General features: G+C 41.7%; 14 protein-coding genes. 9 read left to right on the top strand and 5 right to left on the bottom strand.

Annotation, left to right across the window (positions count from 1 at the left end; all coding sequences use genetic code 11):
* Positions 1-21: 21 nt before the first annotated feature.
* Positions 22-1,344, bottom strand: coding sequence for an amidohydrolase (locus ACIQ6T_RS06215; protein WP_395785046.1), 1,323 nt, complete (start codon positions 1,342-1,344; stop codon positions 22-24).
* Positions 1,345-1,545: 201 nt separating this feature from the next.
* The gene (locus ACIQ6T_RS06210; RefSeq protein WP_395785045.1) at positions 1,546-2,469 is read right to left on the bottom strand and encodes a sugar phosphate isomerase/epimerase family protein; all 924 of its coding nucleotides are present in this window, start codon (positions 2,467-2,469) and stop codon (positions 1,546-1,548) included.
* A 75-nt stretch (positions 2,470-2,544) separates the two neighbouring features.
* Between ACIQ6T_RS06210 and ACIQ6T_RS06205 the strand changes: the two genes are divergently transcribed.
* Complete coding sequence (locus ACIQ6T_RS06205; RefSeq protein ID WP_395785044.1) at positions 2,545-3,789, top strand: replication-associated recombination protein A; 1,245 nt, start codon at positions 2,545-2,547, stop codon at positions 3,787-3,789.
* Here ACIQ6T_RS06205 and ACIQ6T_RS06200 read toward each other — a convergent pair.
* Both ACIQ6T_RS06200 and moaC read right to left on the bottom strand, forming a co-directional pair.
* Positions 3,764-4,417, bottom strand: a complete 654-nt coding sequence (locus ACIQ6T_RS06200) for a thiamine diphosphokinase (RefSeq protein ID WP_395785043.1) — start codon at positions 4,415-4,417, stop codon at positions 3,764-3,766. The two genes, ACIQ6T_RS06205 and ACIQ6T_RS06200, sit on opposite strands and share 26 nt — an antisense overlap.
* A gap of 1 nt (position 4,418) precedes the next feature.
* On the bottom strand, positions 4,419-4,892 hold the full coding sequence (moaC, locus tag ACIQ6T_RS06195) for a cyclic pyranopterin monophosphate synthase MoaC (protein WP_395785042.1): 474 nt from the start codon (positions 4,890-4,892) through the stop codon (positions 4,419-4,421).
* 82 nt (positions 4,893-4,974) lie between these two features.
* On the opposite strand from moaC, the gene ACIQ6T_RS06190 reads away from it, so the two are divergent.
* From ACIQ6T_RS06190 to ACIQ6T_RS06175, 4 genes are read left to right on the top strand one after another with little or no spacing between them, the layout of a single operon-like run.
* The gene (locus tag ACIQ6T_RS06190; protein WP_395785041.1) at positions 4,975-6,111 is read left to right on the top strand and encodes a molybdopterin molybdotransferase MoeA; all 1,137 of its coding nucleotides are present in this window, start codon (positions 4,975-4,977) and stop codon (positions 6,109-6,111) included.
* Positions 6,112-6,117: 6 nt separating this feature from the next.
* On the top strand, positions 6,118-7,137 hold the full coding sequence (locus ACIQ6T_RS06185; RefSeq protein WP_395785040.1) for a dipeptide epimerase: 1,020 nt from the start codon (positions 6,118-6,120) through the stop codon (positions 7,135-7,137).
* Complete coding sequence (locus ACIQ6T_RS06180) at positions 7,137-8,132, top strand: hypothetical protein (RefSeq protein ID WP_395785039.1); 996 nt, start codon at positions 7,137-7,139, stop codon at positions 8,130-8,132. Before ACIQ6T_RS06185 ends, ACIQ6T_RS06180 begins: the two co-directional genes overlap by 1 nt.
* A complete protein-coding gene (locus ACIQ6T_RS06175) occupies positions 8,119-9,366 on the top strand; it encodes a serine hydrolase (protein WP_395785038.1) in 1,248 nt (415 codons plus the stop codon). The genes ACIQ6T_RS06180 and ACIQ6T_RS06175 overlap by 14 nt, the downstream gene beginning before the upstream one ends.
* A 1-nt stretch (position 9,367) precedes the next feature.
* Here the strand turns inward: ACIQ6T_RS06175 and lgt are convergent, their stop codons facing one another.
* Complete coding sequence (lgt, locus tag ACIQ6T_RS06170) at positions 9,368-10,207, bottom strand: prolipoprotein diacylglyceryl transferase (RefSeq protein ID WP_395785037.1); 840 nt, start codon at positions 10,205-10,207, stop codon at positions 9,368-9,370.
* A gap of 373 nt (positions 10,208-10,580) precedes the next feature.
* On the opposite strand from lgt, the gene ACIQ6T_RS06165 reads away from it, so the two are divergent.
* The 4 genes from ACIQ6T_RS06165 to ACIQ6T_RS06150 all read left to right on the top strand — a co-directional run bounded on the left by ACIQ6T_RS06165 (position 10,581) and on the right by ACIQ6T_RS06150 (position 16,132).
* Positions 10,581-11,150: a hypothetical protein gene (locus ACIQ6T_RS06165; RefSeq protein ID WP_395785036.1), complete on the top strand. Its 570-nt coding sequence runs from the start codon at positions 10,581-10,583 to the stop codon at positions 11,148-11,150.
* Positions 11,151-11,220: 70 nt separating this feature from the next.
* Positions 11,221-11,964 (top strand): NIPSNAP family protein, encoded by a 744-nt coding sequence (locus ACIQ6T_RS06160; RefSeq protein ID WP_395785035.1) that lies wholly within the window; start codon positions 11,221-11,223, stop codon positions 11,962-11,964.
* Positions 11,965-12,027: 63 nt separating this feature from the next.
* A complete protein-coding gene (locus tag ACIQ6T_RS06155; protein ID WP_395785034.1) occupies positions 12,028-13,056 on the top strand; it encodes a glycosyltransferase family 2 protein in 1,029 nt (342 codons plus the stop codon).
* Between the two features lie 79 nt (positions 13,057-13,135).
* A complete protein-coding gene (locus ACIQ6T_RS06150; protein ID WP_395785033.1) occupies positions 13,136-16,132 on the top strand; it encodes a PVC-type heme-binding CxxCH protein in 2,997 nt (998 codons plus the stop codon).

Here is a 16,132-nt window from a genome sequence, read left to right as displayed (position 1 = left end):
AAAGACCATGGGCTTAAAACTCTATTTCTTTTTCTTCGGCTGCGCCATATCCATATAATCAACCACCAAGCTACTTAAGGCTTTCACCCCAACTTGAAAATGTCCTTCATCTAAATGAAAGTCTGGCGTATGGTGCCCAGCGACTTCGTCGGCCTTTTTACTATCCGGTCTTGCTCCCAAAAAGAAAAAGAATCCTGGAACTTTTTGTTGGAAAAAAGAAAAATCTTCTGCGCCCGTATGCGCTGCAATAATACGCACGCGATCTTTTCCATTCACTCCCTGCAAGGTTGGCAACATTTTTTCAACTAATTCTGGATTATTATAAGTTACCGGATACCCAGTACCAATCGTTACTTCCGCCTTTCCACCACCACTTTCCGCGATATTTGTTGCAATGTCATTGATTCGTTGGTGTACTAATTTACGCTGCTCCACCCCAAACGTTCGAATCGTTCCAATCATATGCGAAGATTCAGGAATGATGTTTTGACGAATTCCACTATGAATAGCTCCCACCGTCACAATCGCAGGATCCTCTGTAATATTCACAGAACGGGAAACAATGGTTTGTAAGCCCATAATAATTTGAGACGAGATCACAATCGGGTCAATTCCCGTCCAAGGACTTGCGCCATGCGCTTGCTTTCCTTTGACCTTAATGTCCAATTGGTCAACTGCTGCCATCGTAGCACCTGGCTTGTATTCTAAAACGCCGTTATTTGAACCAGCTGCAATATGTAAACCAAAAATCACATCAACTTTCGGATTTTCCATTACGCCTTCCTTCACCATCAATTCGGCTCCCGAAAGAATCATTTCACCTTTATCGTTATAAACGCCTTCTTCAGCTGGCTGGAAAATAAACTTGACTGTTCCGGCTAAATTCGCTTTCTCTGAAGCTAAAATTTCTGCCACGGCCATTAAAATAGCTACGTGCGAATCGTGTCCACAAGCATGCATGACACCTGTTTTTTGGCCATTGAATTCCGCAGTAACCTTGGACTTGAAAGGCAAATCACCACGTTCTGTGACAGGCAAGCCGTCCATGTCGGCACGTAAGGCCACAACCGGCCCAGGCTTTCCTCCTTTTAAAACACCCACCACACCCGTGCGAGCAACTTTTTCTTGGACTTCAATTCCCAAAGAACGCAAATGTGCCGCCACAATTCCTGCCGTACGTACTTCTTGATTACCCAATTCAGGATGTTCGTGAAAGTCCCGACGCCAAGCAATCACCTTGTCTTTCAAGGCGTCCGCTTTTTGCGTAATCACTGGTTTTAATGCAGATTGCGCAGATGCCAAAAAAGGCGCTGCGAGTAGGGCGATGAGGGTTAGTTTATTCATTTTATACATGTAGAGACGCGATACCTCGCGTCTCATTTTTTAATAGACGCAAAGTATTGCGTCTCTACATTTTTCTAGACGCGAGGTATCACGTCTCTACATTTTTCTAGACGCGAGGTATCACGTCTCTACATTTTTCTAGACGCGAGGTATCGCGTCTCTACATTTTTCTAGACGCGAGGTATCACGTCTCTACATTAATTATTTATACCCCCAACCGCGCATGATGGCAATATTCTCCTTCATGCAATCAAGCGGTTTTAATCCTTGGTATGATTCTTGTTCGATGATAAAATGCTTGGTTCCGCCTTCTTTGTCGCCCAACTTCACTAAAGCTTGCACATCGATTTGGCCTGATCCTTTACCTAATATCGTTGATTCGAATTTCTCATGTCCTCCTGCTGCCGGAACTTCGTCCTTTACGTGCATAGACACAAAACGACCAGGGAATTTCTTCATAACCTCAGATGGAACACCACCTCCGTTGATCATATTACCTATGTCAAGTTGTTGGGCCACTAATTTTGGATCCGTATTGTTCAACATGATATCATACAACAATTCCCCGTCCAATTTCTCAGAGAACTCGAAATCGTGATTGTGGTAACCAAAACGCATGCCTGATTTATTACATAATTCACCCGACTTGTTAAAGATTTCCATGTATTTCAACAAGAGATTTTTATCCTTGCGAATACCCATGTCAATCGACGGACTAATCACCAATTCCTGGCCCATGACAGCTGCATCTTCAACTGTGTATTTCCATAAATCAGTGAAATCATTTTTCGCATCATCCCAATGCGCTTTACCCATCACCGTGTGACCAGATGGCATTTTCATGCCTAAATCGTCGAGGCGCTTTTTGAATTCTTTGGCTTCCCAACCGTAAAACTTACGGTTGATGTAATTCGCATGCTCTACATATTTGTAGCCCATTTCTGCCAAAGCGTTTAAGGTACCTTGTGGATCCTTACGCATATCTTCGCGAATGGAATACAATTGAATACCCACTAATTTCTTGTATTTTACTGCGGCTAAACTTTGCAAAACAGGTGAAGCAAAGGCCATCGCGCCTAGCCCAAAGGCTGAATTGCGCAAAAACGAACGTCTAGATGTAGTCATATTATCATAGGTTTAATTAGGACTCCAAGCTACTCAATCTATTTCTATTTTACAAAATTCACGTAACTTCGAAGCATGATGCAACCACTCGCAGAGCGCATGCGCCCCACTACATTGGATGACTACATTGGTCAAGAAAAGGTCATTGGGGCACAAGCACCACTTCGCAAAGCCATCGAGGCAGGCCATCTTCCCTCTTGCATTCTGTGGGGTCCTCCCGGAGTAGGCAAAACCACCCTGGCAACCTTACTAGCCAGCGCCCTAAAACGCACCATTTATACGCTTTCGGCCGTTTCATCCGGCGTCAAGGATGTGCGCGAAACATTGGAATTAGCGAAAAAGAACCGCATGTTTGAGGCGCAATCGCCGATTCTTTTTATCGATGAGATTCACCGTTTTTCGAAGTCCCAACAAGATTCCTTGCTGAACGCTGTTGAAAAAGGCATCGTCACCTTAGTAGGCGCAACCACAGAAAACCCGTCATTTGAGGTTATTTCAGCCCTTTTATCTCGTTGTCAAGTGTATGTGTTAGAGGCACTGAATGACGTACATTTGCGCCAACTCATCGATAAGGCAATTAGTACGGATAAATTATTCACGAACAAATCCATCACGCTCACAGAAACGGATGCTTTATTTCATTTTTCAGGTGGTGATGGGCGAAAATTGCTCAACTTATTTGAGCTGTTAATTACGACAGAAGGAGGAAATTCGCTCGACATCACGAATGCACTCGTAACTGAACGCCTTCAAAAAAACCTCGCGCAATACGATAAGGACGGCGAACAACATTACGACATCATTTCCGCCTTCATTAAATCAATCCGAGGTTCAGATCCAGATGCTTCCGTATACTGGTTGGCTCGCATGCTCGCCGGCGGCGAATCCCTCGAGTTTATCGGTCGGCGCCTACTAATCCTAGCCTCCGAAGATATTGGCCTAGCCAATCCAAACGCACTGTTACTAGCTCAATCTTGCTTCGATTCCATCCGAGTTATTGGCAATCCCGAATCGCGGATCATTCTTTCGCAAACGGTGATTTATTTGGCCACATCACCTAAAAGTAATTCGGCCTATAATGCCATTAACAAAGCGATGGCCTATGTGGAACAAACGGGCGATTTACCCGTGCCTTTGCATTTACGCAATGCGCCCACGCGGATGATGAAAGATTTGAATTATGGTGCAGATTATAAATATCCACATGATTTTCCGGGACATTGGGTAGAACAAAATTATTTCCCAGAGGTTCCGTCGCGCCCCGTGTTTTACAATCCGTCCGAACAGGACAAAATTAATCGTGGCACTCCATCAAAATAAGTGATCCACTTTCGTACGAAATCTTAACAAGTCCATCTTGCCGCGTTTCATTACTCGAACTTGTTTGCGTACCCAAGCTTAACAAGGGATGATTCAAATCGTATAAAAGTCCAGCAGATGTTACCTGATGAGCCTCACCATATGGGATGAGTGAAATGGGCGTTTTCGCCGGATACCATTTCTCAAATGTTGGCGGCAATAAATAGGATGTTGAATAATCATCGAAGAAGACAATCTTCAATTGCCGACCGTACCGAACCATGGAATGAAAATTATTTAGCGTATGATCCATGCGTTTTCCGGACGCCCAAACTACATTAACTGCCGGATATCCTTCTTCTAATAAATATTCAAAAGCCTTCTCTAAATCAGTCAAATTCTGATCAGGCGTGTGTACTTTTTTCAACGGATAATGACTGAAATCTTCACTGTTCACATGGTCAAAATCGCCCAACCACACATCCACTTTGATACCCAACGAAATCACACGTTCCAATGCGCCATCTAGCACAATGACTGTGGGTGACCATTCTAGCAACTGATCCAACATATCCATCGAACACGCCTCCCCATTCGCAATGATTAGCGCAGGTTCTTGTTTATCGCGAATGATGTGATGTGATGACATATCAGGCATTGAAATCGGACTTACCACCCGACTTGGATATCAATTTGGTTTCTTTAATGACGATGCCTTTGGATACAGATTTGCACATGTCATATACTGTTAAGGCGGCAACTGAAGCGCCAACAAGCGCTTCCATCTCAACACCGGTTTTAGCCTCAAGCCGACAAATACATGTAATGATAATTTGATCAGACTGAACTTCCGTTTCGAATTTACACGAATCTAATCCGAGTGGATGGCATAATGGAATTAAATCAGAGGTCTTTTTTGCCGCCATGGTACCAGCAATTATGGCTGTTTGAAGGATGCTGCCTTTTTTATTTTGCCAACCGGCCGCTTCGAAATGTTGGACAATTTCTGCTCCCAAATACACGATGGATTGCGCTTTCGCTTCACGAACCGTTTCATTTTTTGCACTAACATCCACCATGCCTGGGGTGCCATCAGCTTGTAAGTGAGAAAAATCGTTTGACATATACATTTCAAATTTAGCTTACGAAAATACGGGAGATTTGGCAATTTTTAGCGAAATTTATCAAATACGTAAACCAACAAACATGATTAGCCCTATTGAAGCGATTGCCGTTTTAAAAAACATCACCATCCCATTCCGGACTGAAAAACTACCCCTAGCAAAAACATTGGGCATGAATTTGGCTGAAAAAATAGTGGCAGACCGTGATTTTCCACCCTTTGACCGTGCGATGATGGACGGTATTGCCGTCAAAGATATCACGGCACCTACTTGGAAAATCGAGGGCATTTTATTTGCAGGCGAGCCTGTAAAAGCGATTAAAAAAATGGATGGTTCCCTGCAAATTATGACGGGCGCAACTGCTCCTAAAGGCACGGAAGCCATCATTAAAATAGAAGATCTTAGCATCGAGAAAAAAATAGCCACCTACATTGGCAAAACTCCTTTAACGAAAGGACAATTTATTCATACGCAAGGTATGGATGCGCAAGAAGGATCCATTGTAGTCAAAAAACGAACTAAAATTGGGCCGATTGAAATTGCCATCGCCGCTTCTGTAGGAAAGGCACACATCGAGGTAGAGTCAAAACCCCACGTACATATTTTCTCCACAGGAGATGAAATCGTAGGTCTCCATGAAACACCTGCCGCACACCAAATTCGCAGCTCGAACGTCATGATGATGAAATCGGTTTTATTATCCAAAGGCTTTAAGGCTAATTCGAGCCATTTACCTGATTCGATTGAAAAAATTAAGGCCAACCTGGAAAAAGCATTAGAATCCAATGATATCATTTTGCTATCAGGGGGTGTATCTGCAGGCAAAAAAGACTTTATTCCGGCCGCATTAACAGAGGTCGGCTTCGAAACGATCATTCATAAAATTGCCCAAAAACCAGGCAAACCAATGTTGGTGGCCACCCGTCCAGACGGTAAAGTAATCTTTGCTTTTCCAGGCAATCCAATCTCTACATTGACTTGTTTTTGGGTTTATTTCCTGCCTTGGGTATCGGGCGATTTTCCGACCTACGCTGAAAAAGAAATCAAATTCTTACCAAAACCTTTGGCAGATTTAGATCATTGGATCCCTGTTGAAAATGGAGAAACGTTGGCTCACAATGGTTCGGGAGATTTAATTGGCTGGTCAAAAGCAGACGGATTAGTTTGGCAAAAAGCAGGTCAAAAAGACACCCAATTGCCCTATATTTCACTAAAATAATCGTGTATGGAACTGAAGCTTCATCAATTCGATTTACCGCTCAAGCATACATTTACGATCACGCATGAATCGCGTGATGTTCAACCCACGCTCATCGTGGAGTTGAGTTGGCATGGCAAAAGCGGTTTCGGCGAAGCAACAGAAACACCCTACTATGGTGTCACCATGGAAAAAATGGTCGCGCAGGTGGAAAGTATTCGACACCTCTTGCCGCATGATATTCTCCCGCATCCTACCGATTTTTGGAAGATGCTATCCAAAACCTTATTGGACGATCACCCCTTTGCATTATGTGCTTTAGACGTTGCTTATTGGGATTTATGGGGCAAAACGCATGATAAACCATTATACGAAATTTGGGGATTGGATATCTCAAAAAATCCAATCACCGACTATACCATTGGTATGGATACCGTGGAAAAAATGGTTGACAAAATGTGTGAAATGCCATTCCCGCTGTATAAAGTCAAGTTAGGCACGGACGATGATTTAGAGATTGTTGAGGCTTTACGAAAAGAAACGGATGCTGTTTTTCGGGTAGATGCAAATACAGCTTGGACACCCGAGCAAACTATTTATTTTGCGCCAGAGTTGCAGAAATTCGGTGTTGAATTTATTGAGCAACCGTTGAAAGCCGACAATTGGGAGGGAATGAAAAAGGTTTACAAGGAATCTGTTTTGCCCATCATTGCAGATGAGTCTTGCATTTTGGAAGAAGATGTAGCCAAATGTGCCGGATTTTTCCATGGGGTAAATATCAAACTCATGAAATGCGGTGGGCTAACCCCAGCATTGCGTATGATCAAAGAAGCCAAAAGCCTCGGACTTAAGGTGATGGTAGGTTGCATGACTGAATCAACAATCGGTTGCTCAGCCATTGCGCATTTATTGCCCTTATTAGACTATGTTGACATGGACGGTTGTTTGTTAGTTGACGATCAAATCTCCCGTGGCATCACCATTCATTACGGAACTGTAAGCTATGCGAAGGCAGCCGGAACAGGTGCTGAATTAATCCGAAAGTAATGTCCTACCAAATCCACGATAATCACATCCCCGAGCGCCTCATTTCTTTCGAGGGGATGGAATACCGTTGGCTTGGAGGAACAAACTACCTAAACATAGGCACCCATCCCCTTTTCCAAGAAAAATTACAGGAGGGGATTCGAATTTTCAGTCAAAATTGGGGCAGCTCCCGACTGAATAATTACCGCATGGATGTGTGGCAAAATTTAGAAAATGTGTTAGCCAAACGCTTTCAGGTGGAGGCCGCTGCGCTGTGTAGCTCAGGCTTATTGGCCGGTCAAACAGCTATGCAATACATCATGCAAAAACATCCGGATGCCGGTATTTCATTAGCCCCTAAAACACATCCTGCCTTGTGGCGCCATCCACTTATGCCTGCGCCAGGTGCATTTGCTGATTGGGAAAATGAGGCACAAATTCTGTGTATGGATGGCATAGGATCACCGTGGGTGGAAGAATTTTTGACGGGATTTGAAGAAAATTTGTTGGCATACCAGACCTTGATTGTGGATGAAACGCACCGACTAGGAATCGTTCCCATACAGATACAAACTCCTGCTCAATTGATTCAAACTAGCTCATTATCCAAGGCTTTTGGCATTCCAGCGGGAATCGTTTTAGGAAAAAGCAAGGATATTGAAGCCATCAAACAAGACCCTTTTTGGATTGGAGCATCGCCAGCAAATCCTGCTTATGTGTATGCCTGCTTGCATGCCCAAGAAGCATATGATGAACGAATGATCCAATCTAGTGAACTAGCGAAAGCATTTACCAAAAATGCTACACAAGTACATTTTGTACCCAATTATCCCGCATTCAGTTCTGATGAACCAGCACTTTTTGACCATTTAAAATCACATGGATTTTTGTGCAATCAGTTCGCATATCCAAATCCCAAGTCGGCGCCCCTATGTAGAGCCATACTGCCTTCATGCTTAAATATGCAGGATATTGACGAACTAACTCAAGCCCTCAGCACCTATGAAAACGCTTAAAGGACTCCTGCTAATGACATTACTTTCAAATACTTGTATTCAGGCGCAAGACCGGGTTATTGAACAGTTGTTGAAGGCAAATCCAAGCTATTTCAAACACTTGACAGATAATCCTTCTAAATACCGGTTACAGATTTTATACACGCAAATTGACCGAGATGCCTCCAATCAAGCAACATTTACGACGCATGCGTATCGGGTAGATGCAAATGAATATTTCTATCCGGCGAGTACCGTGAAATTAGCTGCAAGTGTGCTGGCATTAGAGAAAATAAACAAACTAAAAATCGACAAAGCGACGACGTTTCAAACGCTGAAAAACCGACCGACGCAGCTCGAAGTTTTACGCGACACGAGCGCGGCGAATGGCAAACCGAGTATAGAACAATACATTAAGAAGATCTTATTGGTTTCCGATAACGAAGCATACAATCGATTATATGAATTTTTGGGGCAAAAGAATTTCAATAAAACGATGGTCTCCAAAGGCTTTGAAGGCGTTCGCTTCACACATCGTTTACAGACATCTATTCCCTTACTTGAAAATCAATATACAAATCCGGTGCAGTTTGTAAATGATCAAGGCGATGTTGTTTGGCGACAAAAAGAACAGTTTAACAAGCAGCAAATTCAAGCTCCTAATCCAATGCAAACTATTATAGGGAAAGGTGTGATGAATGATTCTGGTCGGGTGATCATGCACCCTGTTTCGTTTGGGTTTAAAAATGCGTTCCCGTTACAGGCCCAACATGATTTCTTGAAACGATTAATGTTCCCAGCGTCCTTCGCAGCAAAAGATCGATTCAAATTAAATGAAGAAGATTATCGCTTCCTGTATCGATATATGTCGGCATACCCCACAGAGTCCAAAAAGCCATCATATTCAGCCGACAGTACCATCGGGCCTGCCTATTGCAAGTTTATTTTATATGGTGGGGATAAACATGCGCAGCTTAATCCGGATGTACGTATTTTTAATAAAGTGGGTGATGCCTATGGATTTTTATTGGACAATGCTTATTTCGTTGATTTCAAGCATAAAGTAGAATTTATGGTCACTGCCACGATCTATTGCAATGAAGATGAAATATTCAACGATGACAAATACGAATATGATTCAATTGGATTTCCGTTCTTTAAGCACCTGGGAGAGGTGATTTACAAACATGAGTTAAGTCGGCCTAAACCAAATCTCCCAAACCTGGACCATCTAAAATTTACGTATTCAGATTAAATCACGTTTGTTGATTAGCCTTTTTATACGAATAAGCCAACACGAGGACGCCAAAAAGCACGGAGGGAATGGAAAGAATTTGACCCATATTTAACGTCAAATTATTTTCAAATGAGCTTTGATTTTCTTTCAGGAACTCGTAAAAAAACCGAAGCGTAAAGAGTACAATCATGAAATAGCCTGTCATCAGACCCTCTTGTGTTGCTTGTTTCTTTTTCGACCAAAACCACATCAAAACGAAAAAAATCACCAGGCACGAAAGCGCCTCATAGAGCTGCGATGGATGGCGCGCCAAAACGAGATTGGGGTCGCCGAAGGGATTAAACTCAGTATCTTTTAAAAATTTAAATCCCCAAGGAAGTTCAGTGGGCTTACCAATAATCTCCGAATTCATCAGATTTCCCATCCGAATACAGAAACCAGCGAAAGCGACGGCTGGCACCATGCGATCTGTGATGTATAAGTAAGACATCCCTTTATGCTTTCGGGCATATAGATAAAAGGCGGTAAATAAACCAATTCCTGCACCATGCGATGCTAAACCTGAAAATGGGGGCGTGATCATTTGCAGAAAAAAGCGAACGGGATCAGCTTGTAGCAATTGAAATTCATAGAAAAAATAATGCCCAGCCCGAGCACCAATGATGGTGGCGACCATCGTGTACATCAGTAATTGATCCGCTTGTTCAGTGGATTTCCCCTCCTGCCTAAACATGTAGCTAACAATTTGGAATCCGGCTAAAAAGGCGGATGCAAAAAACAATCCATACCAGCGAACGGGAAAACCAAATAAATCAATTATGGTAGGATCGGGACTCCAAGAAATAGATGCAAACAACATGAACGTTTGGTTTAGACGCTCAAAATTAACGGAAAATTTAGGATTTAGCGCCCTACTTTTTTAACGATTACCTGAATTGTCTTTTTAATGACTTTGGCTGGATATAAGCGAGTAGGCAATCCTAAGGCCAACACTGACTCCGCTGATAAAAAAAAGATGGTAATTAGAAGTACTAATTTGACTTTCATTGATTTTTAAATTTTCGGTTCGCAAAACTAATAAATTTTATAGTACTTTGCAATACAAGGTACTGGATGTTTTAATATATTTTTTAAAACGGTAAGCTAGATGCGCATATTTGCCGATTGGTTGCATGCTTGTTCCTTGCGAAAAATCTTGCGGATGTGCGGCTTTTACACTTAATTTGAAGCTTATGCAAGAAATTGAACCATCCTATCAGTGGGAATCCCTGTACAATGCGGCACATGATAAAAAATCGCCATTTTATGGGCGTTCCTATTCACAAACGGAATATGAGCACGCTATTTATGGTTATTACATCCATCCACTATGGGATGAAATAGATTCTGAAACACTTTTTTGTAAAATTTTATATACGGACTACGATAAGCAATTCAGCATCATCGAGTTATTTGGGGAATGGAACGACACGTTACATAATGACATTATGTTGTTCAAGCGACAGGTGATTGATCATTTACTTTCAGCTGGTATCAAACATTTTATTTTATTAGGCGAAAATGTATTCAACTTTCATGGAAGTTTTGAAGATGATTATTATGCCGAATGGTTTGAAGAAGTAGCGGATGGGTGGATTGCGGCGTTACAATTTGCCCCATTTGTGGAGGCGGAATGGACAAAATATCACGTGGATTATTACATCAATTTTGGTGGAAATTTAAATGTACCCCAATGGCGAACACTTAAGCCAGAAGTTCTGTTTGCGGGTATTCAGCATATTTTGGCGCGCCGACTAAACTAAAAAAAGTGAATCAGGATAATTTATCGAATTTCAAACCCTAACTTTAGCATTCAAGCAATAAAAAAAACCTATGAAAAAATTAATCTTACTACTTATGCTCGCTGTTTCCTTTGGCTCATTGGCCAAAAAACCAGATTCTCGTTACTATGAAATGCGCATTTATTATTGCCATCCGGGACGTTTAGACGCATTGATACAACGTTTTACGAATCATACTACTAAAATTTTCGAAAAACACGGTATGACCAATGTGGGCTATTGGATTCCAAATAACAATTCAGAAAATGCCTTGTATTACATCTTATCATATCCAAGTCAAGTAGAACGTGATTCATCTTGGAAAAAATTTGGACGTGACCCAGAATGGAAAGAAGTTGCTAAAAAGTCAGAAGAAAGCGGCAAGATTGTTGCCAAAGTGACCAGCATATTCATGCAAGCGACTGATTTTAGTCCAAAAATCAAGCCATCGAAAGGTGCTGAAGATCGGACATTTGAAATGCGCACGTATGCAGCGATGCCGGATAAATTACCCAATTTATTAGCTCGCTTCCGTAATCACACCCTGAAGCTTTTCAAAAAACATGGCATGGAGAACATTGCTTACTTTACAACAATTCCAAAGGACGGTTCTCCAAGTAAGTTGTTATATTTCTTAGCCCACAAAAGTGAGGCAGCTGGAAAAGCAAGCTTTGATGCTTTTCGTTTAGATCCGAATTGGATTCAAGCACGAGATGCTTCTGAAAAAGAAGGGAAAATCGTTGAGAAGGTAGAAACTATCTACATGAGCCCGACGAATTTCTCAACTATACGATAAAATCCTATCTTTGCGCGTGGATGTTAATTCCACGCGCAAAGAATTATTGATTATCTCGTTCGAATGGATTACAGCTACCTAGACAAAGACATTTTTGGCAAACCAAATACACCAGAAAACCCCAAATTAAGCATTTGTCTTATTACCTACAGGCATGAAGATTATATTCGAAATTGTTTAGACAATATACTAAGTCAAGTTGTCAATTTTGAATATGAATTATTGATAGGAGAAGATCATTCTCCTGATAAAACCCCACAAATTGTTTCTGAATATGCCTTGGCATACCCTGACAAGATTAAAGCATTTATACGTTCAAAAAATGTAGGAGCTAAAGCAAACTCGCTACATTGTTTTCTTCAATGTAAAGGGGAGTATATAATTTTAATAGAGGGTGACGACTATTGGAACGACAATCACAAGCTACAAACACAAATTGAGTTTCTCGATTCTAATCCAGTAGCTTCAGCTTGTTTTCACAATGCTGAAATTTTCTATGATGATGGTAGTGGTCGTGCAAGTGAATATGTAAACGATTCGAATCAAGCACTTTGGACGAATACCACCGACTTTTTAGTAGAGAAAGAAACATGGTTCATGGCAACAGCGAGCGTCATGATGCGGAGAAAATATGTTTCAACATTACCTGATTGGTTTGTTGAATGTAAAAGTGGAGACATTCCATTATACTTTGTTTTAGCCGAAAAAGGCCCCATCGGCTACATAGACAAATGCATGTCGGTGTACCGCAAAAATCTAGGGGGACAAAGTTTCACCGACAATACGCAATCAAAAGCATTCATTGACAATCGAATTTTTATGTATTCGAAGATTAATGAATACACACATTTTAAATACAATCAATTGATTCATAACATCTTGGCTAGTTACCATTTGTTATTGATTAATTGTATCGAAAACAAATCGTCACTTCTTAAACGCATCTACCATCTTTTGGTAGCCTACTACATGTTCAATGATTTAAGTTTCAAAAAACTTAAGTGGTTAGTCAGAGATCATTTAATTACACCAAAAACCACATTGGCCTATTTGGATTTTCGAAGTAAACTCAACCGCTTAATTAGCAAATAATTAGCTCATAACGACATTTGGAATTTAGCAATAAAAAAAGCAATTTTAGCCCAAAGCTTTTAGCTAAAACCTATTCTAAATGAAACAACATTACGCGCGCCCACTGATCATGGCATCTTGCTTAGGCATGCTTGGGATTAGTGCATTTCAAGCCAATCAAGCACCTAAATCAGGAATTGTTCCCACAGATTCGCTTCGCGAGTTTCATACTAGTTTAGTCGTTCACCCGGAGGTGCAGATTACCACATTTGCGACTGAGCCTATGTTGAAGAATCCCACCAACATGGACATCGATTCGAAGGGAAGAGTTTGGATTACTGAGGCGTATAATTACCGACCGGCTATAAGTGGTAATCCAACTAATCCGAAGGGCGATCGCATCCTTATTTTAGAAGATACGGATGGCGATGGTGTAGCAGATTCTCAGAAAATTTTCTATCAATCTCCGGAACTAAACGCGCCCTTGGGTATCGCTGTACTAGATTCGATGGTCATTGTATCTCAAAGTCCGTACATCTGGAAAATGTTTGACGACAACCGAGATGGCGTTGCCGACCGTAAAGAGATACTTTTTCAAGGCATAGGTGGTGAGCAACACGATCACGGAGCACACGCATTTTCTTTTGGACCAGACGGTAAATTATATTTTAATATTGGTAATGAAGGAAAACAATTGCTAGACGCCAAAGGAAAACCAGTACTCGACCAAGATAGAGATCCCATCGGACCTACAAAATACAAACAAGGGATGGCATTTCGCTGCAATTTAGACGGTTCTCAAGTCGAATGCCTAGGCCATAATTTTAGAAACAATTTCGAAGTGGCCGTCGACTCCTATGGAGCACTTTGGCAGTCGGACAATGACGACGATGGCAACAAAGGTGTACGCATAAATGCCGTATTCGAACATGGAAACTATGGGTATACGGATGAAATGACAGGGGCTGGTTGGTCTGCCAACCGGACCAATATTGAACCTGAAATCCCATTAAGACATTGGCATTTAAATGATCCAGGGTCGATGCCCAATTTATTACAAACGGGATCAGGCTCGCCAACGGGCATGATTGTTTATGAAGGAAATTTATTGCCAACTGTTTTTCAAGGTCAAATGATCCATACAGATGCAGGCCCAAATGTTGTAAGGGCATATCCGGTAAAACCGAAAGGAGCTGGATATGAAGCCAGTATCGTTAACTTAATTGATGGTTCAAAAGATCAGTGGTTTCGTCCGGCCGACGTAACAGTTGCACCCGATGGTTCCGTATTCGTGGCTGATTGGTACGATCCAGGTGTGGGAGGGCACCAAGCGGGTGACCAAACTAAAGGACGAATTTACCGCATCGCACCAAAAGGGCATGCTTACCGTGTTCCAGCACTTGATTTAACAACTCCATCAGGCGCATTAGCAGCTTTAAATAATCCAAACTTGGCCACGCGCTATTTAGGCTATCAAAAATTAGTACAATTGGGATTAGCAGGTCTTGAAACGGCCTATTCCACTGAACAAAATCCGCGTTTAAAAGCGCGTGCCTTATGGATGCTAATTCAAGGTCCCAATGGAGCAAGTTTTATCGAAAAAGCCGTTCAAGATTCCGATCCTAACTTCCGCATGTTGGGCATACGCGCGATGAAACGTTTACCTTTTGCAAGCTGGCAAGCCCATGCCCAAAAGTTACAAAAGGACCCTAATCCTCAAGTTAGACGGGAATTAGCCATTGCCTTACGCCACATTACAACACCAGAAGCGGATGCAATTTGGACAGCATTAGCTTTGCAATATGAGTCGGGAGATCGCTGGTATTTAGAGGCTTTAGGTATTGGAGCTGATGGAAATTGGGATACGCGTTTATCGTCATATTTAGCTTCAAATCAATTAAATCGCGATATAATTTGGCGGGCACGTTCATCGAAATCAGTGCCGTATTTAGTTTCTTATGTTCGCGAAGCGAAACCATTAACCGAAAAACTTCGCTATTTCAGGGCATTTGATTTCGTACCAGGAAACGAAAAATCGTCCCAATTAATGCAAATTATAAATGAATCGATGCAAAAGGAACCTAGCTTAGCTATGGTAGCCTTGCGCCACATTTCGGCTGAATATATCCAGCAAAATCCTGCAGCTCGCAAAACCGTCATCAGTATGCTGGCCAAAGTCGAAGGAAATGAATATTTGGAATTAATTGAAAAATATAATTTAACAGAAATGGCTCCTAGCCTGCTTAAAGACCTGTTAGCAGGGAAAAATAGTCGGCCAACAACCAAAGTTATTTATGCCTTGAATCAAGGGGGGGTAATTCAAACTAAATTTAAATCGGGAACAATTGCGGAAAAGAAAGCAATTATCGAGGGGGTTCGTTGGCAAGGTAACAACGAAAGCTTAACCCTACTTTTAGCCGTTGTAAATGATCCGAAAATCGATGCGAACGTTCGTCGGGATGCGGCACGTGGCTTGGGCAATTCCTATCCTAAAGGCGAGGATTTGGTATTAAAATTATTGAAAAATAAAGAGGTACCAACTAATCTAATTCCATCCGTGGTAGAATCGGTTAGCAAGTCTTGGCGAAAAGGAGTCCGCATGGAAGCAATTACGTATTTAACTGGCGCTAACGCTCAGGCCAAAGTAAAACATCCACCATTAAATGATTTACTTTCTCAAAGAGGCGTAGTTTTGGCGGGCAAAAAAGTATATGTAGATCAATGTTCGATGTGCCATCAGGTAAATAACGAAGGCATTGATTTCGGCCCCAAACTTGGTGAAATTGGGTCAAAGTTATCACGTGAAGGTATGTATATGTCGGTACTTCACCCCAATGCCGGCATCGGATTTGGCTATGAAACATTTGAAATTAGTACCAAAAAGGGCGATACCTATCAGGGGATAATCGTCTCAAAAAATGAAACGGATATTATCATGCGTTTACCAGGTGGCGTTTCTCAGAATTTTAAAACGTCTGGACTAAAATCAGTCAAGCAATTACCAAATTCGCTGATGCCGGAGGGGTTAGCGGACGGGATGTCAACGCCCGAATTAGTTGACCTAATGGAATATTTAAACACATTAAAGAAAAAATAA

The sequence above is a fragment of the Aquirufa sp. genome, from assembly GCF_044377215.1.
GTDB lineage: Bacteria > Bacteroidota > Bacteroidia > Cytophagales > Spirosomataceae > Aquirufa.
The sequence above is the reverse complement of the archived record's forward strand: the minus strand, read 5'-3'. Positions and strand labels throughout refer to the sequence as shown.